Origin of the sequence: Mycobacterium sp. 2-64 (assembly GCF_035918375.1) — a bacterium.
Taxonomy (GTDB): domain Bacteria; phylum Actinomycetota; class Actinomycetes; order Mycobacteriales; family Mycobacteriaceae; genus Mycobacterium; species Mycobacterium intracellulare.
In genome coordinates, this window is record NZ_CP142361.1 from 4,531,869 (window position 1) to 4,555,260 (window position 23,392).

Genomic DNA, 23,392 nt, shown 5'->3' on the forward strand with positions numbered 1-23,392 from the left:
CATGAACTTCCTGTCCCGGATCCTGACCCGTACGCCGTCGCTACGGGCCCGGGTCGCGGTCGCGACGGCGATCGGCACCGCGATCGTGGTGGTGATCGCGGGGGCGGTCGTGTGGTTCGGCATCACCAGCGCCTGGAAGGAGCGGCTGGACCGCCGCCTGGACGAGGCGGCCGGTTTCGCCATCCCCTTCCTGCCCCGGGGCCTCGACGACATCCCGCGCGCCCCCCACGACCAGGACACCGTGATCACCGTCCGGCGCGACGGCCAGGTCAAGTCCAACTCGGACGTCACACTGCCGCCGCTGGAGGTGGGGTATGCAGACACCTACATCAACGGGGTGCGCTATCGCGTCCGAACCTTGGAGGTCGCCACGCCGCAGCCGGCGACGGTGGCAGTGGGCGCGACGTACTACGACACGATCGCCCAGACCAACAACCTGCATCGCCGGGTGATCCTGATCTGTGCGCTGTCGATCGGCGCGGCGGCGGTGTTCGCTTGGCTCCTGGCGGCTTTCGCGGTGCGGCCGTTCAAACGCCTGGCCCAGCAAGCCCGTTCGATCGACGCCGACGAACGGCCGCAAGTGGCGGTGCGCGGTGCCACCGAGGCGGTCGAGATCGCCGAGGCCATGCGGGGCATGCTGCAGCGCATCTGGACCGAGCAGGACCGGACCAAGGATGCGCTCGCGTCTGCGCGCGACTTCGCCGCCGTGTCCTCGCACGAGCTGCGCACCCCCCTGACCGCGATGCGCACCAACCTCGAAGTGCTCTCCACCCTGGACATGCCGGACGAACAACGCAAAGAGGTGCTGGGCGACGTCATCCGCACGCAGTCGCGCATCGAGGCCACGCTGACCGCCCTCGAGCGCCTGGCCCAGGGCGAGCTGTCGACGTCCGACGATCACGTGCCGGTCGACATCACCGAGCTGCTCGACCGCGCCGCCCACGACGCCACCCGCGTCTACCCCGGGGTCGACGTCTCACTGGTGCCCTCGCCCACCTGCATCATCGTCGGGCTGCCGGCCGGGTTGCGCCTCGCGGTCGACAACGCGATCGCCAATGCCGTCAAGCATGGCGGCGCCACCCGCGTCGAGCTGTCGGCGGTCAGCTCCCGCGCCGGCGTGGAGATCGCCATCGACGACAACGGGCGCGGCGTCCCGGAGGACGAGCGCCAGGTGGTGTTCGCGCGGTTCTCCCGCGGATCGACGGCCTCGCATTCCGGGTCGGGCCTGGGATTGGCCTTGGTAGCCCAGCAGGCCGAGCTGCACGGCGGGACTGCCGAGCTGGAAAGCAGCCCGCTGGGCGGTGCGCGGCTGGTGCTGCGACTACCCGGACCCAGTTAGCCGCGGGCCGTCGGCGGCTATCCGCCCCCTCCCGAGTCGGGCAGACTGGAGCGATGGCCAACGGCAGCAAACCCACCGACAACGACACCCTGGCACACATCCGCGAACTGGTCGCCGAAGAAAAAGCGCTGCGGGCCCAACTGCAGCGCGGTGACATCGACACGTCGGAGGAACATGACCGCCTTCGGCGCATGGAGATCGAACTCGACCAGTGCTGGGATCTGCTGCGGCAGCGCCGGGCGCTCCGCGAGAGCGGCGGCGACCCGCGCGAGGCGGAGGTGCGGCCGCCCGACGAGGTCGAGGGCTACCTGAGCTGAGCGGCCACGCGGACGCCGACGACGCGGTGGACGTCGCCGTCGTCGGGGGCGGGCACAACGGCCTCGTCGCGGCGGCCTACCTCGCGCGGGCCGGCCTGCGGGTGCGCCTGCTGGAACGGCTGGAACAGACCGGCGGGGCCGCGATCTCGGCGCAACCCTTCGACGGGGTCGGCGTCCGGCTGTCGCGCTACTCCTATCTGGTCAGCCTGCTACCGAGCCGCATCGTCGAGGACCTGGGCGCCGGGATTCGGCTGGCCCGGCGTCCCTATTCGTCGTACACGCCCGACCCCGCCACCGGCGGCCGCAGCGGGCTGCTGATCGGGGCGCCCGGTAACACCTTCGCCGCCATCGGCGCGGCCGACGACGCCCAGGGCTTCGCGGACTTCTACCAGCGCTGCCGGCTGGTGACCGAGCGGCTGTGGCCGACGCTGCTCGAACCGCTGCGCAGCCGCGAGCAGGCCCGCCGCCACGTACTGGAAAGCAACGACCGCTGCGCGGCGGCCGCCTGGGAAGCCCTGATCGAGGAACCGGTCGACGAGGCCATCACCGACGCGGTGGGCAACGACCTGGTTCGCGGGGTGATGGCCACCGACGCCCTCATCGGCACCTTCGCGCGCCTCGACGATGAGTCGTTGACGCAGAACGTCTGCTTCCTGTACCACGTGCTCGGCGGCGGCACCGGGGACTGGGACGTCCCGATCGGCGGGATGGGCGCGCTGACCACCGCCCTGGCCGCGGCCGCCGTCGGCCACGGCGCCGAAATCATCAGCGGCGCAGAGGTTTACGCGCTCGACCCGAGCGGCGAAGTGCGCTATCGCAGCGGCGGCCATGAGCGCCGGGTTCGGGCCCGGTTCGTCCTCGCCGGCGTCACGCCCACCGTGCTGGCCGGGCTGCTCGGCGACGAACCGCCACCGGCGGACGGCGGCGCGCAGGTGAAGGTGAACATGGTGCTGCGGCGCCTGCCCCGCCTACGCGACCGGGGCGTCACACCCGAACAGGCCTTCGCCGGCACGTTCCACGTCAACGAGACCTGGACGCAACTGGATACGGCCTATACCCAGGCGGCCGCGGGGCAACCGCCGAATCCCCTGCCGTGCGAAGCGTATTGCCACTCCCTGACCGACCCCAGCATCCTGTCCGATGACCAGCGCCGCTCGGGCGCCCAGACGATGACGGTGTTCGGCCTGCACACCCCGCACGCGCTGTTCGGCGACGCCGACCCGGACGCGCTGCGCGATCGGCTCACCGACAAGGTGCTGGGATCGCTGAATGCTGTTCTGGCCGAACCGATTCAAGAACTGCTGCTGCACGATGCGCAGGGGCGCCCGTGCATCGAGACGACGACCACATCAGATCTCGAGCGCACCCTCGGCATGAGCGGCGGCAACATTTTCCACGGCGGGCTGTCGTGGCCGTTCGCCGATGACGACGATCCGCTGGACACCCCGGCGAGGCAGTGGGGCGTGGCCACCGCTCACGAACGAATCATGTTGTGCGGCTCGGGCGCTCGCCGCGGTGGGGCGGTGTCGGGCATCGGCGGGCACAACGCGGCGATGGCAGTGCTCGCCTCCCTCGCGAGCGGACAGAGAATCGCGTAAATCCCGCCGCCCGCAGGCGATTCTGCGTCTGCTCGGCAGGAAACTAGCGCGCGTCGATCGTCGCGTAGTCGCGCTCGGTGTAGCCGGTGTAGATCTGGCGCGGACGGCCGATCTTGCTGTCGCCCTCGTCGTGCATCTCACGCCAGTGCGCGATCCAGCCGGGCATCCGGCCCAGCGCGAACAGCACGGTGAACATCCGGGTCGGGAACCCGAGGGCGCGGTAGATCAGGCCGGTGTAGAAGTCGACGTTGGGGTACAGCTTGCGTTCGACGAAGTAGTCGTCGGTCAGCGCCGCCTCTTCGAGCTCCTTGGCGATGCTGAGCAGGTCGTCGTCGCCGCCGAGCTTGGCCAGGATCTTGTCCGCCTGCTCCTTGACGATGCGGGCCCGCGGGTCGTAGTTCTTGTAGACGCGGTGGCCGAAGCCCATCAGCTTGACGCCGGCCTCGCGGTTCTTCACCTTGCGGACGAATTCACTGACGTTGTCGTCGCTTTCGCGGATCTGCTCGAGCATCTCGAGGACCGCCTGGTTGGCGCCGCCGTGCAGCGGGCCCCACAGCGCGTTGATCCCACCGGAAACGGAGGTGAACAGGTTCGCCTGCGACGACCCCACCAGCCGCACCGTCGACGTCGAGCAGTTCTGTTCGTGGTCGGCGTGCAGGATGAGCAGCATGTCCAGCGCCCGGATGATCTCGGGGTCCGCCTGGTACGGCTCGGCCGGCAGGCCGAACGTCATGCGCAGGAAGTTCTCCACCAGGGTCAGCGAGTTGTCCGGGTAGAGGAACGGCTGACCGACCGACTTCTTGTACGCGTAGGCGGCGATGGTCGGCAGCTTGGCCAACAGCCGGATGGTGGACAACTCGACCTGCTCGTTGTCGGTCGGGTCGAGGGAATCCGGGTAGTACGCCGAGAGCGCGTTGACCGCGCTGGACAGCACCGGCATCGGGTGGGCGTTGCGCGGAAATCCGTCGAAGAACCGCTTCAGGTCCTCGTGCAGCATGGTGTGCAGCTGAATCCGCTTGGTGAACTCGGCCAGCTGCTCCTTGCTGGGCAGCTCACCGTAGATCAGGAGGTAGCTCACCTCGATGAAGGTCGACTTCTCGGCCAGTTGCTCGATCGGGTAGCCGCGGTAACGCAGGATTCCGGCGTCGCCGTCGATGTAGGTGATGGAGCTCTTGCACGACGCGGTGTTGACGAAGCCGTTGTCGAACGTGGTGTAGCCGGTCTTGGACAACAGCGAGCCCAGCGCGATGCCGTCGGCGCCTTCGGTGGCGCTGACGATCTCCAGGTCGGTCTCACCGCCCGGGTACTTCAGAGTGGCGGTGTCGTCGGTGTCGGCCACGAGAACCCCTTCGTGCTTCCGGCTGATATGGCTGCCCCTGACTTGGTGCTTACAGCTGAAGGTAGTCGTTATCGCGACGAGGCGCCCGTCCGGGGTCGGGTCTGGGAACCTTCCTTAAGCTTTCATCAGGTAGCGCGGTGACGATCCCGGCAGCTCGTGTCTTTCGCCGCTGCGCGCCCGGCGGTCGGCGACGCGTGCCGCGCGGATCTGCCGTGGCGCGGGCCACAACAGGTACGGCGCACCGCCATTGTCCCGGAAAGCGGCGCCCATCACCCCGCCGTGGACATCGGCCCGGCCAACCCGAAGGCGTGAGCGGCGTTGTCGTGTAACACCTTTCGCAGCCACACATCGTCGATGCCGGGCAGCCGGGTGAGGACCTCGACCGCGTCGACGTAGCCGTACGGGATGTTGGGAAAGTCGCTCCCGAAAAGTATGCGGTCGGCGAGATCACGGAGGCGTCCGTACTCGGCGGGCGGGAAGGGCATGGCCTCCTCGACGAACGGGGTGAACGCCATCGTGGTGTCGAGCCGCACGTCGTCGTAGCGCTCGGCCAGGTCGAGGAAATCCGTGTACTCGGGCATGCCCAGGTGGGCGATGATCAACCGCAGGTGCGGATGGCGCGCGAGCAGTGCCGCGACGGGCCCGACGCCGGTGTGTTCGCCGGGGACGGGACCCGAGCCGCAGTGGATGATCACGGGGATCGCGGCGTCTTCGATGACGCCCCAGGCGCCGTCGAGCAACGGGTCGGTGGGGCTGTAGCGGCCGACCTGAATGTGGGCCTTGAATACGCGGGCGCCGGACGCGATGGCCTGACCGACGTAGTCCTCGACACCGGGTTCGGGGTACAGCGTCGCGGTGTGCAGGCAGTCGGGCGTCGTCGCCGCGAACGATCGGCCCCACTGGTTCAACCAGGCCGCCATGTGCGGCTTGTGCGGATAGATCAGCGCCGTGAACGCCCGGACCCCAAAGCCGCGGAGGGTTCGCAGTCGGTTTTGTTCGTCGCTGCGGTAGGCGATCGGCCAATGCCGTCCCACCAGCGGGCCGGCGTCATCGAAGTACCGCCACACCTTGTCCATCACGGATTTGGGCATGAAGTGCGTGTGCACGTCGACGATGCCGGGCAGCCCGAGCGCCGTCCAGATCCGACGTACCGACTCCGTTTCGTCCATCGCCAGCCAAGTTAGCCGCCGCGCGGGCACGCTACGGCTGGAGGCGCTCGATGCGATCGCCGCTGACCCGGATGCGGTTATGCAACCGGTTTTCCCGTCCCTGCCAGAACTCGACCATCTCGGGCGCGATGAGATAGCCGCCCCAGCCCGGCGGCACCGGAACCTGCTCGCGGTCGGCGAAGCGCGCGGTCACCTCCTCCAGCTGGCCCAGCAGGGCCGCCCGCGAGGCGATCGGTTGCGACTGATGCGAGGCCCAGGCGCCCAGCTGTGATCCGCGCGGTCGTTTCGACCAGTACTCCTGGGTCGCCTCCGCAGTGACCTTGCTCACCGGGCCGCGGACGTGGACCTGGCGGCCGAGCTGGTACCAGGGAAACGTGACCGCGGCGTACGGCGTCGCGGCCAGATCGTCGCCCTTGGCCGAGTCATAGTTGGTGAAAAAGGTGATCCCGGTCTCGTCGACGCCCTTGCACAGCACCGATCGGCTCGCCGGCCGCCCGTCGGCGGTGACGGTGGCCAGCACCATCGCGTTGGGCTCGGCGACACCCGATCGCTCGGCGTCGTCGATCCATTTGCGCAACAACGAAACCCAACCATCGCCGAGCCAGTCCGCGTCGAGATCGGGACTGCCGTCCTTCTCCGCCGATCCGTATTCCACACGCATTCTTTGCAGGTGCTCTTTTCCTGGCTCGGGGTCCCGTCGTGCCATCGCGTCAACGCTACCGGCGCTTGCTACCGGCCGGTAGCGTCGGCCCGAGCGGGGGGTGCGAGAATTTTCGGCATGACTGTGGTCCCCGAAGACTTTGTCCCCGGCCTCGAAGGCGTGGTCGCCTTCACCACCGAAATCGCCGAGCCGGATAAAGACGGCGGCGCGCTGCGCTACCGCGGTGTCGATATCGAAGACCTGGTGGGTCAGCAGGTCACCTTCGGCGACGTTTGGGCGTTGCTGGTCGACGGCAAGTTCGGCCACGGGCTGCCGCCCGCCGAGCCGTTCCCGCTGCCCATCCACACCGGCGACGTGCGCGTCGACGTGCAGGCCGGCCTGGCGATGCTCGCCCCGATCTGGGGGTACAAGCCGCTGCTGGACACCGATGACGCCACCGCCCGCAACCAGCTGGCCCGGGCGTCCGTCATGGCGCTGTCCTACGTTGCCCAGTCCGCGCGCGGCATCTATCAGCCCGCGGTGCCCCAGCGGGTGATCGACGAATGCGAAACGGTCACTGCCCGTTTCATGACGCGCTGGCAGGGCGAGCCGGACCCGCGCCACGTCGAAGCGATTGACGCCTACTGGGTTTCGGCCGCCGAGCACGGGATGAACGCCTCGACGTTCACCGCGCGCGTGATCGCCTCCACCGGCGCCGACGTGGCGGCGGCGCTGTCCGGGGCGATCGGCGCGATGAGCGGTCCCCTGCACGGGGGCGCGCCGGCGCGGGTGCTGCCGATGATCGAAGAGGTCGAGCGCACCGGCGACGCGCGGGGCCTGGTGAAGAAGATCTTGGACAGCGGCGACAAGCTGATGGGATTCGGGCACCGGGTGTACCGCGCCGAGGACCCGCGGGCGCGGGTGCTGCGCGCCACCGCCGAGCGGCTGGGCGCACCGCGCCACGAGGTTGCCGTGGCGCTGGAGCAGGCCGCGCTGGCCGAGCTGCGGGAGCGGCGCCCGGACCGGGCCATCGAGACCAACGTTGAGTTCTGGGCTGCGGTCATCCTGGACTTCGCCCGGGTGCCGGCCAACATGATGCCGGCGATGTTCACCTGCGGACGCACCGCCGGGTGGTGCGCCCACATCCTCGAGCAGAAGCGGCTGGGCAAGCTGGTCCGGCCGTCGGCCATCTACGTGGGCCCTGCCCCGCGCAGCCCGGAATCCGTCGAGGGTTGGGACCGCAGCCTCACCAACGCCTGAGGCCTTCCTGGTTGTCGGTGCCCGGCGATCTAATGGTTGCTGTCGCGCGATGACTTTGCGTCGCCGACGCAGTCATACGTCGTGAGCCTGTCCGCGGTGGGCAGGCGACGGAACCGACAGCAAGGAGAATCAGGATGGCGATCAACATCGAACCCGCACTGTCCCCCCACCTCGTGGTCGACGATGCCGCCGCGGCAATCGACTTCTACGTCAACGCTTTTGGGGCCGAGGAGATCGGGCGCGTGCCGCGCCCGGACGGCAAACTGGTGCACGCCGCGCTGCGCATCAACGGCTTCACGGTGATGCTCAACGACGACTTCCCGGAGGTGTGTGGCGGCAAGTCGATGACACCGACCTCGCTGGGAGGCACCCCGGTGACGATCCACCTCACCGTCACCGACGTCGACGCCAGCTTCCAGCGGGCGCTGGACGCCGGTGCCACCGTGGTGGCCCCGTTGGAGGACCAGTTCTGGGGCGACCGCTACGGCGTGGTCGCCGACCCGTTCGGCCACCACTGGTCGCTGGGGCAGCCGGTCCGCGAGGTCAGCATGGAAGAGATCACCGCGGCGATGTCCGGGCAGGGCGCCGGCTAGCGGCGATCGCAAGCGCGGCCGCGGCCGGGCGCGGCGGGTCGCCGCCATCGGCATTAACCGAGCAGCCGGTCCAAGAGCCGGCGTCGCGGTGGCGGGGCCGGCTCGGCGGTCGCGGCGGCCGCGAGCATCGCGGCGACGTCGGTGAACTTGTTGCGGGGCCGGCCGTCACCGCTGCCGCGCGCGATTTCGGCGGCGTCGATGGCACGCCATCCCGCGGCGTCGACGGCCTCGGGCCGACGGGAGCGCACCAGGGCGGCCAGCGCCTCGGGCTTGGCCGCCGGTTCGGTCAGCTTGCCGGCGTTGAAATCGGCCACCAGGGCCTGCACGGTCTCAAACGAGCACGACTTGTTGGTCCCGATGAACCCGCTCGGTCCCCGCTTGATCCAGCCCGCGACGTACGCGCCGGGCACGGGTGCGCGCGAGGCGGGATCGACGACGCGCCCGCCGTCGTTGGGCACCACGGCCGACGATTCGTCATAGGGAAGCCCACGAATCTGCTTGCCGCGGTAGCCGATCGACGTCAGCACCAGGCCCGTGTTCAGGCGGCGCGCCTCATCGGTGCCGGTGACCGAGAACTCCAGACCGGAGACACGCTGCTCCCCCAGCACACGGGTCGGGGTGAGCCGGTATGCCAGCCTGATCCGCGGGCGTGCCGCCGGCGCCGAATCGTCGCCGAGCGTGCTCAGGATTTCCAGCTTGTTTTTCGTCAAGGGATCCGCCGCCGTCGCCAGGTCGGCCGCGACCAGTTCGTGGTCGGCCGCGCTGAGGACGACCTCGGAGCTGCCCGTGAGCCCGATCAGCTCGGGCAACGTGAACGCCGACTGGGCCGGGCCGCGCCGGGCGGCGATCACCACCTCACGCACCGCCGAGCCGCGCAGCGCCGCCAAGGCGTGGTCGGCGATGTCGGTGCGGGCCAGGTCGTCGGGGTCCGCGGTGAGCACCCGGGCGACGTCGAGGGCGACGTTCCCGTTGCCGATGATTACCACCCGCTCGTGGCCGAGATCGACTGGCAGGTCGGCGAAGTCGGGATGACCGTTGATCCAGGCCACCAATTCGGTCGCGGTCCCGGTGCCGGCCAAACCCATGCCCTCGATGTCCAGGCGACGGTCGTCGGGCGCACCCACGGCGTACAGCACGGCGTGGTGGTGAGCCAGCAGGTCGTCATGGCTGAGGTGTTCGCCGATCTCGACGTTGAGATAGAAGCGGAAGCGCTCGTGGCCGGCGACCCGCTCGAAGAGGCGGGTGACCCGCTTGGTGTTCTGGTGATCGGGCGCCACCCCGGCCCGCACCAACCCGTACGGGGTGGGCAACTTCTCAAAGACGTTGACGCGCACGCCGTGCTGGGTGAGTAGCTCGTCGGCGGCATACATCGCCGCCGGACCCGATCCGACGATGGCCACGGTCAGCGGCCGGCGGCGGGCCCGCACTTCGGCGGCCGGGATGACCGGCGCCAGCTTCGACGTCGGCGGAAGCTTCTCACCCTCGGGCCGTTTCGGGTAGAACGACGCGTTGATTTCGACGAAGGGCAGCTGCTTGGTGTCCAACCGGGTGTCGGGCGCGATGGCCCCGACCGGGCACGCGCTCACGCAGGCGCCGCAGTCCACGCAGGCCGCCGGATCGATGTAGAGCATCTCCGAGGTGGCGAAGCCGGGCTCGTCCGGCGTGGGGTGAATGCAATTCACCGGACACGCGAAAACACAGGACCCGTCGTTGCAGCACGACTGGGTAATAACGTGCGGCATGAAACCTACAGACCGGACTCGTTACGCGGCCGGGACCGAGGCCAGGTGCTGGCGCTGCGGCTCGCTGCGGTAGCGCGACGGCTTGCCGTTGATCTTGCACAACCGCCACATCAGCCGCGCCGAGCGCGTCTCCATCAGGCCGGTGTCATAGGCCAGCATTCGCACGTCACCGAACATGTCGCTGAGCCACTTACGCGATTCCGGCGACCGGAAGAACAGTTCCTTCTTGACCTCGCGCGGGATGTCGAACTCCTGCCAGAAAGCCTTGGGCGGCACCACAATCGCGCGGCAGAGCACCTTCATGGTCAGCGGCAGGTACAACGCGGTCCAGAACCGCTGCCTCTTGGTCAATTCCGGCACCCGCTTGCGCAGGAACTCGTGGGCGAACGAGATGTGGCGCGCTTCCTCGGCGACGTGGATCGCCATCACCCGTTCCATGATCGGGTGCAGGGACTTGCCTTCGCGCAGCACATTTTTCTGTGTGTGGTCGATGGGCTCCTCGCCGGCGAGCACGCCGATGAAGAACGCCACCGGCAGCGGCCCCGCCACCAGCGGAACCAACGGCGACAGCCACTTGAGCATCCGCGGCATGCCCGGGACGTCGGCGCCTATCCGGTTCACCATCTCCTGGAACATCATGGTGTGGTTGCATTCTTCGACCGACTCGTGCAGGCAGTACCGGTATTCGGGCGAGCCGTTGGGCACCCAGAACGTGTAGTTCATCAGGCCGCGGATCAGGATGGATTCGAAGTGCAGTCCCACCTTGGCCACGTTGGCCTGTCGCCACATCCCGATCTTGATCTTGCGCTCGTCGGACTGCGCCAAGTACCAGGGATGACGGCCCAGCGGGTCGGTCTCCGGCAGGATCCACCGAGGGTCGTTCTCGGTGACAGCGAATTCCGGTGAGTCCCAATCGATGTCGGTGTACGGGTTGAAGTTGCGCCGCACCGACCCCTCGGACAGTGTGGCAAGCATGTTGACGTAGTCAACGTCGTCGCGCACTTCCATGTTGCGGCGCCAACGCCGGACCAATCGCGTCCTAGCCATAACCTAGGCCTCCTCAATGAGGTTTACATTTGGACGTGCTATGTCCAGACAGTACCGGAGGTACCGGATATTTCCTAGACCCGTCCGAGGCACTGTGACCTGACCAGTGGTCATCGAATTCGTATGCCCTGGATCACAACGGAGGAAACGTCGGAGGCCCCCCGAGCAGGCGTTTTGCGTTGACGGCCCGGTCCGACGGTCGGCCCGCCGCAACGGCCCGCCAGGGTGGCTCACTACCCTGATGAGCATGGCTGACCAGCTCGCAGATTCCCTTCAAATTCCCGACGCCATCAAGCCCCGCGACGGCCGCTTCGGGTGCGGCCCGTCCAAGGTCCGGCCCGAGCAACTGCAGGCGCTGACCACGACGGCGGCGCCGCTGTTCGGGACCTCGCACCGGCAGGCGCCGGTCAAGAATCTGGTGGGCCGACTGCGGTCGGGGCTCGCTCAGCTGTTCTCGGTGCCGGACGGCTACGAGGTCATTCTGGGCAACGGGGGGGCGACGGCGTTCTGGGACGCCGCGGCGTTCGGCCTGATCGACAAGCGCTCGCTGCACTTGTCCTATGGGGAATTCAGCTCGAAGTTCGCCTCCGCGGTGGCCAAGAACCCCTTCGTCGGCGACCCCGTCGTCATCAAGTCGGATTCGGGCAGCGCCCCCGAACCCCAGAGCGATCCGTCGGTGGACGTGATCGCGTGGGCCCACAACGAGACCTCGACCGGGGTCGCGGTGCCCGTGCGCCGACCCACCGACTCCGGTGACGCGCTGGTCGTCATCGACGCGACGTCCGGGGCCGGCGGCCTGCCCGTCGACATCGCCGAGACCGACGCCTACTACTTTTCGCCGCAGAAGAACTTCGCCAGCGACGGCGGGCTGTGGCTGGCCGTCATGAGCCCCGCCGCGCTGGCCCGCGTCGAGTCCGTCGCCGCTTCGGGCCGCTGGGTGCCCGACTTCCTGTCGCTGCCCATCGCGGTGGAGAACAGCCTGAAGGACCAGACCTACAACACCCCCGCGGTCGGCACCCTGGCGCTGATGGCCGAGCAGGTCGACTGGATGCTGGGCAACGGCGGGCTGGACTGGGCCGTCAAGCGCACGGCGGACTCCTCGGGACGGCTGTACTCGTGGGCACAGGAGCGGCCCTACACCACCCCGTTCGTCAGCGACCCGAAGCTGCGCTCGCAGGTGGTGGGCACCATCGACTTCGCCGACGACGTCGACGCCGCGGCCGTGGCGAAGGTCCTGCGGGCAAACGGCATCGTCGACACCGAGCCCTACCGCAAGCTCGGCCGCAACCAGCTGCGGGTCGGGATGTTCCCGGCCGTGGATCCCGACGACGTCAGCGCCCTCACCGAGTGCGTCGACTGGGTCGTTGAGCGGCTCTAGTCGCGCGCCCTTGAACAGCCGGTAATCGGCGCGCCGCCGCCCAGCGTGTCAGCACAGATGATGGGCGGTTGCTGGACTAAAGTGCGCCGTGACGGGTCCGTCGCTGATCTGCACGGAGCCTGCGAGGAGATAGCCATGCGGGAACTCAAAGTGGTTGGGCTCGATGCCGACAGCAAATATGTCATCTGCGAGAGCGATGATCCCGCGGAGCAGTTCAAGCTGGCGGCCGACGACCGCCTGCGGGCCGTTCTGCGCGATGCGGCCCAGCACCCCGAGCAGCCGCAGCTCGAGATCGAAGTCACCAACATGCTCAGCCCCAAAGAAATTCAGGCCAAGATCCGCGCCGGCGCGTCCGTCGAGCAGGTCGCCGCGGCGTCGGGGTCGGACGTGTCGCGGATCCGCCGCTTTGCCCACCCGGTGCTGTTGGAACGGTTCCGGGCCGCGGAGCTGGCAACCGCCGCCCATCCCATGCTGGCCGACGGTCCCGCCGTGCTGACCCTGCTGGAGACCGTCAGCACCGCCTTGGTGACGCGGGGCCTCGATCACGACAAACTCAGCTGGGACGCCTGGCGCAACGAAGACAACCGGTGGACGGTCCAGCTCGCGTGGAAGGTCGGCCGTTCGGACAACCTCGCGCATTTCTGCTTCACGCCCGGCGCCCACGGCGGGACCGTCACCGCCATCGACGACGCGGCCAGCGCGTTGATCGACCCGACCTTCGAGCGTCCGCTGCGGCCGGTGGCGCGGGTGGCCCACGTCGACTTCGAAGAGCCCGCGAAGCCGCCCGTCACGCAGGAGCCGGCCCCGGAGCCGGAAGAAAAACCCGTGCACACCCGCCGGGGCAAGCCGGTCATCCCGGCGTGGGAGGACGTGCTGCTCGGCGTGCGCTCGGGAGGGCAGCGCTAGCCCGCTAGGCGCGACCCGCTTCGCCCGGCTGCGCCGCGCTCGCGATCACCACTAGGCGCGGCCCGCGGCCGCCAGGGCGAGAAGCGCGACCCACGCTCCCGTCACGCCGACTCCGGCGCCGAGCACGAACCAGCGCAGGACCGGGGTGCGCCGCCACCCCCACAGGGTCGGCGCCAGTCCCCCCGCGGCCACGATGTTGAGCCCGACGGCCAGCAGCAGGTGCACGCGAACCAAGCCCAGAGTGAGCACGACGATCGCCGCGGCGGTGACCGCCGCGACGAACGCGGCCACCGTCAAACCCGTTGCCCAGGGCACGGACTCGTCCTTCATCAGCCGAAGCCTAGCCTGACCGTTCATCGCCGCCTCTCGTCACCGAGCGCTCGTAGAACGCCAGTGCAGCCGCGGTCGCGACGTTGAGCGAGTCGGTTCCGCGCGACATCGGAACGCGCACCCGCACATCGCTGCACCGCAAGGTGGCCGGCGTCAGCCCGGGTCCCTCGGCGCCCACCAGCACCGCGACGCGTTCGCCCCGCGCGGCCGTGATCGCCTCGGCCAGCGGGCACGCCGACTCGTGCGGGGTCATAGCCAGCAGCCGAAACCCGTTCTCCTTCAACGTCATCAGCTCGGCCGGCCAACAGGTTGCGCGCGCATACGGCACCAGCAGCGCGTGTCCCATCGACACCCGGACGGCGCGGCGGTACAACGGGTCGGCGCACCCACTGCCGAATACCACGGCGTCGACGCCGAGCCCGGCCGCGTTGCGGAAAATCGAGCCCAGGTTCTCGTGATCGTTGACCCCTTCGAGCACGGCGACGGTGCGGGCGCCGGCGATCACCTCGGCCACGCTGGGCTCCCCCACCCGCCGGGCGGCCGCCAGCACGCCGCGATTGAGGTGGAAGCCGACCACGCGCGCCATGACGTCGGCGGACGTCCGGTAGAAGGGGACGGCGCTGCCGGCGAGGTCGTCTTTGAGCTCGGTGAGCCGGCGGTCGGTGCCGAGCAGGGCATGCGGGTGGAACCGGGACGCGAGCATGCGCTGAACCACCAGCACGCCTTCGGCGATCACCAGCCCCTTGCCCGACGGCAGGTCGGGACGGCGATCGACACTGTTCAGGTCCCGGAAGTCGTCGAGCCTCGGGTCATCGGGATCCTCGACGTCCTGGACGTTGCCGGCATCGGCGCTCACGGGCTTTCGTCGACCAGCGCCAACATCAAATCGGCGGCGCTGCGCAGGATGTCGCGCTGCTCGGTGTCCAGCGTCGACAGCCGCTTGGCCAGCCATTCCTGACGGGCGCGACGATTGGCCTTGACCAACTCGGCCCCGGATTCGGACACCGAGACGAGCACCTGCCGGCCGTCGACGGGATGCGGCACGCGGTCCACCAAACCCATCTCGGCCAGCGACGCGATCACCCGCGTCATCGACGGCGGCCGAACCCGTTCGCGAATCGCCAGGGCGCCCGGCGTCATCGGACCTTCGTTGGCCAGCATCGCCAGCGCCGACAGCTGCGACAGTGACACCGGCGACGACGGGTTGCGGAACCGCAGCTGGCGGGCCAGCCGCATGACAGCCAGTGACAGGTCGCTGGCGAGCCGCGCATCGCTGTCAGGCATGGCGCGAGGTTACACGCAAGCCTGAGAAACCGGGACACCAACCGGCTCTTGATTCGTTCCGCCAAATGCCGCGGAATTTCATCGAAGCGCTTAGTTTCGGCAAGTAGGTGAGCGCCCGGCGGGGACCGGCGGCGGGCTATGTTATTCGCGATGTCCGCCGAACCTGATCACCACCGCGCACCGCCGCCGCTGCCGGCGGTACTGGTGCACGCGTGGGCGTTCATCGCGCTCGGGGCGCTGGGTTGGGTCGCCGCGGCGGCCGCGGCGTTCCTGGTGCCCGCCCTGACGAGCTGGCGCCCGGTGACGCTGGCCGGTCTGGGCGTGGGGCTGCTCGGTACGACCATTTTCCTGCTCCAACTCGCGGCGGCACGCCGCGGCGCCCGCGGCGCCCAGGCCGGACTCGAAAACTACCTCGACGAAAAATGATTCGCTGACCCATTGGAGGAGCGATGGTAGCCCCGCTATTGCAAGCGCACGTCGACATCAACGCACCGGTTGCCAAAGTGTGGGAATTGATTTCCGACCTTCGGCGAATGCCGGAGTGGAGTCCGCAGTGCCGCTGGATGAAGCCGTTCGGCCCGCTGCGTCAGGGCACGCGCACCCTGAACCTCAACCGCCGCAACCGGATGTTCTGGCCGACCACCTGCACGGTGGTCGAGATCGTCCCGGACCGCAAACTCGCGTTCCGCGTCGACACCAACAACACAATCTGGAGCTATGAGCTCGAACCGGCCGGCGAGGGCACCCGGGTGATCGAGAGCCGCCACGCCGAAAACGGTGTCACCGCGTTTTCGAACCTGTCGGTCAAAGCGCTCTTCGGCGGCACCGACAACTTCGAACACGAATTGCTCGACGGCATGAACGCCTCGCTGGCGCGCATCAAGGCCGCCGCAGAAAAGGGCTAGTCCAGCGACTCGCTCTGGGGCTCGGGTGCGGACTGCTGCTCGGATTCGGCAGTCTCGGTCTCGGACTGCGCCTCCGGCGCTCGGATCACCGACTCCGGCTGGGCTTCCGACGTCTCCTGCGTCGGCTCGGCCGCCTCCTCCGTGGTCTCGGTCGTCTCTTCCGTCGGCTCGGACGGCGCGGTCGGCTCGACCGGCGCCTGGGTGACGTCCAGCAGGCCATCGTCGTAGGGCTCGTACGCGGGGGACCCGGTGCCCGCGGGCGCCGGGGTGTCCGAGTGCGCACCGCAGCCATACTGCTTGTCGACGATGTGCCCGTCGGCCGACAGCTCGTTGCCGCACACGCCGAACATCGCGCCGAGGGATCCCGATAGCGGCAGGAAGAAGCCGCAGTCGCGGCAAACGCGCTTGGTGGATCGTGCCATCGGCGAGTCGGGGCCGTAATCGCCGGTGTGCCAGCGTTCGGCCGCTGCCGCGCGGCCCTCGCCGCTCATCACCCAGCGACGGCCCAGCCCGATCTCGGCGGCGGTCTCGTCGACCTGCGGGTCGCCGCTGGCGGTGTAGCCGGGAACCAGGCGGGGATCGTCGGCGGCGGGCGCCAACAAATCCCCGGGACTGAGGTCCCCGGGGCGCACCCGGTGTTCCCACGGCACCCATTCCGGCGCCAGCAAAGCCGTCGGCCCCGGGACCAGCACCACCTCGCTGACGGTGGCGTGATCGGCGCCGGGATAGGCGGCCACGACCACGGCCCACTGCCACCCCTGGTAGCCGGGTAGGTGCGCCAGGAACCGGTGGGTGGCGGTGTTGGGGTCTTCGTAGCCGACGCCCAGGTAGTCGCCGACCATCTCCGGTCCGCTGAACTCCGCAACAGCCGCCCTGGCCTGGTCGGCCGCGCCCGTGAGCACCGCCGCCAGCCCTTCGGGCCACTCGTCCACGGTCGCCACGGAGGATCCTTCGGTGGGTCTGGTCACGTTGTCTTCTGTCTGCATTGCGGTTCCAATACTAGGTTGACGAGCCACGCCCCGTTACCTGCAGACGCATGTCGCCGGCATAGGGGAGAATCGGGGAGTGTCTGGGCGGCGGCAACACGATCCGGGCCGGGTGGCCTCCAAGCCAGGCCGCCGGGCCCCTAATGGCGTGGCCGCACAACATCCGGGCGCGGCCAACTACCCCGCCGGCGACGGTGCGCAGCGCCGAACGCGCCGCCCGCCGCCGATGCCGAGCGCCAACCGCTATCTGCCCCCGCTGGGCCAGCAGACGGAGCCGGACCGTGGCAGCAGCGCGCCCCCTCGCGGGCCGTCTTCGGGCGAGCGGATCACCGTCACCCGCGCCGCGGCGCTGCGCAGCCGCGAGATGGGTTCGCGGATGTATTGGATGGTGCAGCGCGCGGCGACGGCCGACGGCGCCGACAAGTCCGGCCTGACGGCGCTGACGTGGCCCACGGTGGCCAACTTCGCGGTCGACGCCGCGATGGCCGTCGCGCTGGCCAACACGTTGTTCTTCGCCGCGGCGACCGGGGAGAGCAAGGGCCGCGTCGCGCTGTATCTGCTGATCACCATCGCGCCGTTCGCGGTGATCGCGCCCCTCATCGGTCCGGCGCTGGACCGGCTGCAGCACGGCCGCCGCGTCGCGCTCGCCGCGTCGTTCGCCCTGCGCACGGCGTTGGCGCTGGTGCTGATCCTGAACTACGACGGCGCCAGCGGGAGCTACCCGTCGATGGTGCTGTACCCGTGCGCGCTGGCCATGATGGTGTTCTCGAAGTCGTTCAGCGTGCTGCGCAGCGCGGTGACGCCCAGGGTGATGCCGCCGACCATCGACCTGGTGCGGGTCAACTCGCGGCTGACCATGTTCGGTCTACTGGGCGGCACCATCGCCGGGGGCGCCATCGCCGGGGGCGTCGAATTCGTCTGTACCCACCTGTTCAAGCTGCCCGGCGCATTGTTCGTCGTCGTGGCCGTCACCGTCGCCGGGGCGTCGCTGTCCATGCGGATTCCGCGCTGGGTCGAGGTGACCGCCGGGGAGGTGCCCGCCACCTTGAGCTACCGCCACGACAGCGAACCCCTGCGCCGAAGCTGGCACAGGGAGGTCAGCGGGGCACTTCGGCAACCGTTGGGCCGCAACATCATTACTTCGCTGTGGGGTAACTGCACCATCAAGGTCATGGTGGGGTTTCTGTTCTTGTATCCGGCATTCGTCGCCAAGGCGCATGACGCTAGCGGGTGGGCGCAGGTCGCCATACTCGGGGTGATCGGCGCAGCGGCCGGCATCGGCAACTTCGTCGGCAACTTCACCAGCGCGCGCCTGAAACTGGGCCGGCCCGCCGTGCTGGTGGTGCGCTGCACGCTGGCGGTGAGCGCGGTCGCATTGGCGGCCTCGGTGGGCGGCAACCTGGTGCTGGCCGCGATCGCCACGCTGGTGACGTCGGGGGCCAGCGCGATCGCAAAGGCGTCCCTGGACGCCTCGTTGCAGAACGATCTGCCCGAGGAATCCCGGGCATCGGGGTTCGGGCGCTCGGAGTCGACGCTGCAGTTGGCCTGGGTCCTCGGCGGCGCCGTGGGTGTGTTGGTGTACACCGAACTGTGGGTCGGTTTCACCGCGGTCACTGCGCTGCTCATCCTGGGCCTGGCGCAGACGCTCGTCAGCTTCCGCGGCAACTCGCTGATTCCCGGCCTGGGAGGTAATAGGCCCATCATGGTCGAGCAGGAGGGCGCGCGTCGCCGTGTCGGCAGCCCGGCGGTGGTCGCCGAGTGAAACCCCGAATCAACCGCGGCATGTCCGTGTTGCTGGCCTGCCTGATGGCCCTGCTTTGTGTGGGCGTCGGGGTCGGCACCTGGCTGCTGGTGGGCCGCTCCGGTCCGCAACGCCCGGAGATCAGTGCGTACTCACATGGACACCTGACCCGGGTGGGGCCCTACCTCTATTGCAACGTGCTCAACCTCGAAGACTGTGCGACGCCGCAGACGCAGGGCGAGCTACAGGTCAGCGAGCGGTATCCGATTCAGCTCTCGGTGCCCGATGCCATCTATCGGGCGCCGTGGCGCCTTGTGCAGGTGTATGAGGATCCAACGAACAGCACCAGCACCATCTTTCGGCCGGGCACCCGACTCGCCGTGACCATTCCGCCGGTGGACCCGCATCGCGGTCGCCTCGCCGGGATCGTCGTGCAGTTACTGACTTTGGCGGTGGACCCGGCCGGCGAACTCCGCGATGTCCCGCACGCGGAATGGTCTGTGCGGCTCGTCTTCTAGGTCTTTTCCGCCGAACGCCCAGCGTCGACGCCCAGCGTCGACTTGTTGCGACGACACGCCGCGAATTCCCGCCACAACCCCACGTTCGCCACCCTCCGCGCCCACGTTCGACACCCTTCGCGCCCACGTTCGACACCCTCCGCGCCCAGCGTTCGACACCCTCCGCGCCCAGCGTTCGACACCCTCCGCGCCCAGCGTCGACTTGTTGCGACGACACGCCGCGAATTCTCGCCACAACCCCACGTTCGACCAGACGTGTCGGTGCCGACCGGCACCGTGTCCCCATGGAAATCCCGGACTGGCCATTTCGAGGCACCGACGCACTGGCCGCTGGAGTCATTACTCGGCACCGATTGCGAACCGAATTCGAGATGGTTCATCGCAACGTCTACATCCGCCGTGGACAACTGTTGACGCCGGTGACCCGAGCGGTCGCCGCCTGGCTGTGGTCTCGTAGGACCGCAACACTTGCGGGGCTATCCGCGGCGGCGCTACACCGCACCAAGTGGATCGACGACTGGCTGCCGGCCGAGCTCAACCGTGCCGGCCGCGACAAAGCACGGGGCATCATCGTGCACAGCGACACCTTGGACGACGACGAAATATGCACGCGCGACGGGATGCGCCTGACCACGCCGGCGCGCACGGCGTTCGACCTTGGTAGGCGAAAGGGCTTGACCACAGCGGTGATTCGGCTCGATGCCCTCATGCATGCAACCGACTTGAAGTCAGCCGACGTCGAACTGCTGGCCGACCGCCATCGTGGCGCCCGCGGCCTGGTGCAGTTGCGAACTGCCCTGACCATGGTCGACGGGGGCGCTGAATCGCCGTACGAGACGAGGACCCGGTTACTACTCGCCGGCAGCGGATTGCCGCGGCCACAAACCCAGATCGAAGTGCTCAACGAATGGGGCGCGGTGCTGGCGCGCATCGATATGGGCTGGGAGGAATGGAAGGCCGGTGTGGAATTCGACGGCGCGCATCACTGGACCGACCCGGCGCAGCGGGCCCGAGACATCGATCGCCTGGCAGAACTCGAAGCCCAGGGCTGGTCAATCATCCGGGTGAGCGCCGAGATGCTGCGGTACCGGCCGTACGTCGTCGTGGAGCGCGCACGCGGCGCTTTGGTCGCGGCGGGTTGCCCGGTCTCAGCCGCCGAGCGTGGACTTGTTGGGCCAAAACGCCGCGATCTCCCGCCACAACTCCACGTTCGGCGGTAGGGGGTGGGCCACGTTCGGCGGTAGGGGTGGGCCACGCTCGGCGGTAGGGGGTGGGCCACGCTCGGCGGTAGAGGGTGGGTCACGTTCGGCGGTAGGGGGTGGGTCACGCACCGTGGCCGGGCGGTACCCGTTCGCCTTCGACGGGCGGACCCGGGGGCGTCCCCTCCCCGAAGGGCTTGCCGCCCAAGCTCTCTCGCCCGTGCGGCGATAGCCACCCGGACAGGTCGGGACCCTTGGGCACGATGCGGGTCGGGTTGATGTCGGCGTGGACGATGTAGTAGTGCTGCTTGATCTGGACGAAGTCGACGGTGTCCCCGAAACCCGGCGTCTGGAACAGGTCGCGCGCGTAAGCCCACAGCACCGGCATCTCGCTCAATTTGCTGCGATTGCACTTGAAATGCCCGTGATACACCGGGTCGAAGCGGGCCAACGTGGTGAACAACCGCACGTCGGCCTCGGTGATGGTGTCGCCCACCAGATAGCGCTGGCGACCCAGCCGATCGCTCACCCAATCCAGCGCGGCGAACAGCCGGTCGTAGGCGGACTCGTAGGCCTCCTGCGAGCCGGCGAAGCCGCACCGGTATACGCCGTTGTTGATTTCGGTGTAGACCCGCTTGTTGACCTCGTCGATCTCCGCGCGCAGCCGCTCCGGGTAGAGCTCGGGCGCGCCGTCGCGATGAAAGGCCGACCACTCCGTCGACAGGTCCAACGTCATCTGCGCGAAGTCGTTGGTGACCACCGCCCCACTCGGCACATCGACGATCGCGGGAACCGTGATGCCCTTGGGGTAATCGGGGAACCGCTTGAAGTAGGCGTCCTGCAGCCGCGGGATCTTCAAGACCGGGTCCACACCACCGGGATCGAGATCGAACGTCCAACTGCGCTCGTCGTGGGTGGGGCCGCAAAAGCCAATGGAGAGAACGCCTTCGAGGCCCAACAACCGGCGGACGATGATGGCGCGGTTGGCCCACGGGCACGCGCGCGCCACGACGAGCCGGTACCGGTCGGGCTCGACCGGGTAGCCGTCACGGCCATCGGCGGTGATGCGGGTGGTGATGTAGTCGGTGTCGCGATTGAACTCGCCTTCTTGGGCGATGTAGGAAGCCATGTGTTCCATCGTGGCTCAACGCGGGCTCGTTGCCGAACGGTCGCCGGATGAGAACCGCCGGGCCAGATTGGCCTCGGTCGACTCACCCTCTTCCCAGTGGGCGATCCACGGCCCGGTGCCCTCGGACTGATCGATGATCCCGGCCTCGAGCCAGCCGTACCGGCCCTGCAGCAGGTTGCGCGTCAGCTGCACATCGCTTGCGTCGGTGTTGTCCCACAACCCGCGAAACAGCGCCTCCACCCGCAGGGTCGCCTGGGCGCAGAACGCCTCGGCCAGCTCGTAGGCCTGTTGCCCCACCACCGGATCGGCGGCGCGTTGCGACTCCGCGTGCACGCACGCCGCGGACATCGCGAACAGCTCGGCACCGATGTCGACGACGCGCCCGAGGAACCCCTGCCGCTGCTCCAGCTTGGCCTGCCAGCGCGCCATGCCATAGAAGGTGTTTCGTGCGAGCTTGCGGCTGGAGCGTTCGATGAACCGCAGGTGCGCCGCCAGCGGACCGAACTCGTGGTAGGCCCGCGGCCGCTGTCCTTCACCGAACACCAACTGCGGCAACCACTTTGCATAGAATCCGCTCGCACCGACCGCCGCGGCGGCCTTCTGCCGCAACCCCGTGTCGGGCTTGGCGAGGTCGCCGGCCGCGGCAAGGTGCGCGTCGACCGCCTCGCGCGCGATGAGCAACCTCATGATCTCGCTGGAACCCTCGAAGATGCGGTTGATCCGCAGGTCCCGCAGCGCCTGCTCGACGGGCACGGCGCGTTCGCCGCGTGCGGCCAGAGACTCCGCGGTCTCGTAGCCCCGCCCGCCCCGGATCTGCATGACCTCGTCGGCGATCACGCAGGCCATCTCGCTGGACCACAGCTTGGCCAGCGCCGCCTCGATCCGGATGTCGTTGCGCCCTTCGTCGGCCATCTGCGCGGACAGCTCGAGCACGGCGTCGAGCGCATAGACGGTCGCGGCGATGAACGAGAGCTTGCGGGCCACCGCTTCGTGCTCGGCCAGCGGCTTGCCCCACTGCACACGCTCGCCGGACCATTCGCGCGCGATCTTCAACGCCCACTTCGACGAGCCCGTCGCGCTCGCGGGGATCGACAACCGTCCGGCGTTGAGCGTGGTCAACGCGATCTTCAAACCGTCTCCCTCGGAGCCGATCAGGTTTTCGCGCGGGACCCGAACGCGGTGCATCCGGGTCACGCCGTTTTCGATGCCGCGCAGGCCCATGAATTTGTTGCGCCGCTCCACGGTGATTCCGGGCGAATCGGCCTCGACGACGAAGGCGCTGATGCCGCCGCGGCGCCCTTCGCTCTTCGGCACCCGCGCCATGATCACCAGCAGTTCGGCGACCACGCCGTTGGTAGTCCACAGCTTCACGCCGTCGAGCTCGTAGGCCTGCCCGTCGTCGATGGGGGTCGCCGTCGACGCCAATCGGGCGGGATCGGAGCCGACGTCGGGTTCGGTCAGCAAAAACGCCGATATGGCGCCGGCGGCGCAGCGCGGCAAAAACTTCTCTTTCTGCTCCGGGGTCCCGGCGAGTTTGAGCGGCTCGGGCACCCCGATGGATTGATGGGCCGACAGCAGTGCGCCCAGACTGGGATGAACGCTCGTCACCATCATCAGCGCCCGGTTGTAGGCGACCTGCGACATCCCCAGGCCGCCGTATTCGGTGGGAATCTTCATCCCGAAGCAGCCCAGGTCGGCCAAACCCTTCACGTACTCGTCGGGAATTTGGGCGTCGCGTTCGATGACGCTGCCATCGACGGTCTCCAGGAATTCGCGCACGCTGTCGAGAAACGCGCGGGTGCGGGTCTCGTCGGCTTCCGCGGGGGTGGGGAACGGGTGTATCAGCTCCAGCGGAAAACGACCGAGAAATAGTTCTTTCGCGAAGGACGGTTTATCCCAACCTGTTTCGCGAGACTCCTCGGCGAGCGCTCTCGCCTGTTCCTCGGTGACCTGCGCTTGCTGTGCCATCGCA

Annotated in this window: 22 protein-coding genes and 1 pseudogene; 12 read left to right on the forward strand and 11 right to left on the reverse strand. The window is 68.7% G+C overall.

Annotation, left to right across the window (positions count from 1 at the left end; all coding sequences use genetic code 11):
• The first annotated feature begins 1 nt into the window (after position 1).
• Genes QGN31_RS20965 through QGN31_RS20975 form a run of 3 tightly spaced genes read left to right on the forward strand, consistent with a single transcriptional unit; the run spans position 2 to position 3,254 of the window.
• Complete coding sequence (locus QGN31_RS20965; RefSeq protein ID WP_008253899.1) at positions 2 to 1,339, forward strand: sensor histidine kinase; 1,338 nt, start codon at positions 2 to 4, stop codon at positions 1,337 to 1,339.
• 53 nt (positions 1,340 to 1,392) lie between these two features.
• Entirely contained in the window at positions 1,393 to 1,656 is a 264-nt protein-coding gene (locus QGN31_RS20970) for a DUF2630 family protein (RefSeq protein ID WP_008253898.1), read from the forward strand.
• Between the two features lie 26 nt (positions 1,657 to 1,682).
• Complete coding sequence (locus QGN31_RS20975) at positions 1,683 to 3,254, forward strand: phytoene desaturase family protein (protein WP_014941330.1); 1,572 nt, start codon at positions 1,683 to 1,685, stop codon at positions 3,252 to 3,254.
• 43 nt (positions 3,255 to 3,297) lie between these two features.
• Here QGN31_RS20975 and QGN31_RS20980 read toward each other — a convergent pair whose 3' ends face one another.
• The 3 genes from QGN31_RS20980 to pdxH form a co-directional block, all read right to left on the reverse strand.
• A complete protein-coding gene (locus QGN31_RS20980) occupies positions 3,298 to 4,593 on the reverse strand; it encodes a citrate synthase (RefSeq protein ID WP_008253896.1) in 1,296 nt (431 codons plus the stop codon).
• A 269-nt stretch (positions 4,594 to 4,862) separates the two neighbouring features.
• Positions 4,863 to 5,762 carry an amidohydrolase family protein gene (locus tag QGN31_RS20985; protein WP_014941329.1) on the reverse strand — a complete coding sequence of 300 codons (900 nt, stop codon included), beginning with the start codon at positions 5,760 to 5,762 and terminating at the stop codon, positions 4,863 to 4,865.
• Positions 5,763 to 5,793: 31 nt separating this feature from the next.
• Positions 5,794 to 6,423, reverse strand: a complete 630-nt coding sequence (gene pdxH, locus QGN31_RS20990; protein ID WP_043954471.1) for a pyridoxamine 5'-phosphate oxidase — start codon at positions 6,421 to 6,423, stop codon at positions 5,794 to 5,796.
• Between the two features lie 117 nt (positions 6,424 to 6,540).
• Between pdxH and QGN31_RS20995 the strand changes: the two genes are divergently transcribed.
• Complete coding sequence (locus tag QGN31_RS20995; protein WP_008253892.1) at positions 6,541 to 7,662, forward strand: citrate synthase 2; 1,122 nt, start codon at positions 6,541 to 6,543, stop codon at positions 7,660 to 7,662.
• 134 nt (positions 7,663 to 7,796) lie between these two features.
• The gene (locus QGN31_RS21000; RefSeq protein WP_009957306.1) at positions 7,797 to 8,255 is read left to right on the forward strand and encodes a VOC family protein; all 459 of its coding nucleotides are present in this window, start codon (positions 7,797 to 7,799) and stop codon (positions 8,253 to 8,255) included.
• Between the two features lie 53 nt (positions 8,256 to 8,308).
• Here QGN31_RS21000 and QGN31_RS21005 read toward each other — a convergent pair whose 3' ends face one another.
• On the reverse strand, positions 8,309 to 9,997 hold the full coding sequence (locus QGN31_RS21005; RefSeq protein WP_043954468.1) for an FAD-dependent oxidoreductase: 1,689 nt from the start codon (positions 9,995 to 9,997) through the stop codon (positions 8,309 to 8,311).
• Positions 9,998 to 10,018: 21 nt separating this feature from the next.
• Positions 10,019 to 11,044, reverse strand: a complete 1,026-nt coding sequence (locus tag QGN31_RS21010) for an AurF N-oxygenase family protein (protein ID WP_014711028.1) — start codon at positions 11,042 to 11,044, stop codon at positions 10,019 to 10,021.
• Positions 11,045 to 11,291: 247 nt separating this feature from the next.
• Here QGN31_RS21010 and serC point away from each other — a divergent pair, with 247 nt between their 5' ends.
• Together serC and sepH are read left to right on the forward strand one after the other, a co-directional pair.
• Complete coding sequence (serC, locus tag QGN31_RS21015; RefSeq protein WP_085978362.1) at positions 11,292 to 12,422, forward strand: phosphoserine transaminase; 1,131 nt, start codon at positions 11,292 to 11,294, stop codon at positions 12,420 to 12,422.
• Between the two features lie 135 nt (positions 12,423 to 12,557).
• Positions 12,558 to 13,328 (forward strand): septation protein SepH, encoded by a 771-nt coding sequence (gene sepH / locus QGN31_RS21020; RefSeq protein WP_014379240.1) that lies wholly within the window; start codon positions 12,558 to 12,560, stop codon positions 13,326 to 13,328.
• Positions 13,329 to 13,379: 51 nt separating this feature from the next.
• Here sepH and QGN31_RS21025 read toward each other — a convergent pair whose 3' ends face one another.
• The 3 genes from QGN31_RS21025 to QGN31_RS21035 are packed head-to-tail and all read right to left on the reverse strand — an operon-like array spanning position 13,380 to position 14,942.
• A complete protein-coding gene (locus QGN31_RS21025; protein WP_008253878.1) occupies positions 13,380 to 13,658 on the reverse strand; it encodes a DUF2537 domain-containing protein in 279 nt (92 codons plus the stop codon).
• Positions 13,659 to 13,668: 10 nt separating this feature from the next.
• Positions 13,669 to 14,514, reverse strand: coding sequence for a TrmH family RNA methyltransferase (locus QGN31_RS21030; protein ID WP_008253875.1), 846 nt, complete (start codon positions 14,512 to 14,514; stop codon positions 13,669 to 13,671).
• Positions 14,511 to 14,942, reverse strand: a complete 432-nt coding sequence (locus QGN31_RS21035) for a MarR family transcriptional regulator (protein ID WP_008253872.1) — start codon at positions 14,940 to 14,942, stop codon at positions 14,511 to 14,513. Before QGN31_RS21035 ends, QGN31_RS21030 begins: the two co-directional genes overlap by 4 nt.
• Positions 14,943 to 15,092: 150 nt before the next feature.
• Between QGN31_RS21035 and QGN31_RS21040 the strand changes: the two genes are divergently transcribed.
• Positions 15,093 to 15,368 carry a DUF2530 domain-containing protein gene (locus QGN31_RS21040; RefSeq protein WP_008253869.1) on the forward strand — a complete coding sequence of 92 codons (276 nt, stop codon included), beginning with the start codon at positions 15,093 to 15,095 and terminating at the stop codon, positions 15,366 to 15,368.
• A gap of 23 nt (positions 15,369 to 15,391) precedes the next feature.
• On the forward strand, positions 15,392 to 15,847 hold the full coding sequence (locus QGN31_RS21045; protein ID WP_008253866.1) for an SRPBCC family protein: 456 nt from the start codon (positions 15,392 to 15,394) through the stop codon (positions 15,845 to 15,847).
• Between the two features lie 185 nt (positions 15,848 to 16,032).
• Here the strand turns inward: QGN31_RS21045 and QGN31_RS21050 are convergent.
• A pseudogene (locus tag QGN31_RS21050) lies at positions 16,033 to 16,815 on the reverse strand (DUF3027 domain-containing protein); the annotation flags it as partial.
• A 130-nt stretch (positions 16,816 to 16,945) separates the two neighbouring features.
• Between QGN31_RS21050 and QGN31_RS21055 the strand changes: the two are divergent.
• The 3 genes from QGN31_RS21055 to QGN31_RS21065 all read left to right on the forward strand — a co-directional run bounded on the left by QGN31_RS21055 (position 16,946) and on the right by QGN31_RS21065 (position 20,312).
• Entirely contained in the window at positions 16,946 to 18,595 is a 1,650-nt protein-coding gene (locus QGN31_RS21055; RefSeq protein ID WP_036428514.1) for an MFS transporter, read from the forward strand.
• A 20-nt stretch (positions 18,596 to 18,615) separates the two neighbouring features.
• Entirely contained in the window at positions 18,616 to 19,092 is a 477-nt protein-coding gene (locus QGN31_RS21060; RefSeq protein WP_373307964.1) for a DUF2771 domain-containing protein, read from the forward strand.
• A 284-nt stretch (positions 19,093 to 19,376) separates the two neighbouring features.
• Positions 19,377 to 20,312 (forward strand): endonuclease domain-containing protein, encoded by a 936-nt coding sequence (locus tag QGN31_RS21065; RefSeq protein ID WP_014941325.1) that lies wholly within the window; start codon positions 19,377 to 19,379, stop codon positions 20,310 to 20,312.
• Between the two features lie 103 nt (positions 20,313 to 20,415).
• On the opposite strand, the gene QGN31_RS21070 is transcribed toward QGN31_RS21065, so the two are convergent.
• Complete coding sequence (locus QGN31_RS21070; RefSeq protein ID WP_041298161.1) at positions 20,416 to 21,420, reverse strand: glutathione S-transferase family protein; 1,005 nt, start codon at positions 21,418 to 21,420, stop codon at positions 20,416 to 20,418.
• Positions 21,421 to 21,435: 15 nt separating this feature from the next.
• A complete protein-coding gene (locus QGN31_RS21075; RefSeq protein WP_014711026.1) occupies positions 21,436 to 23,388 on the reverse strand; it encodes an acyl-CoA dehydrogenase family protein in 1,953 nt (650 codons plus the stop codon).
• Between the last annotated feature and the right edge of the window lie 4 nt (positions 23,389 to 23,392).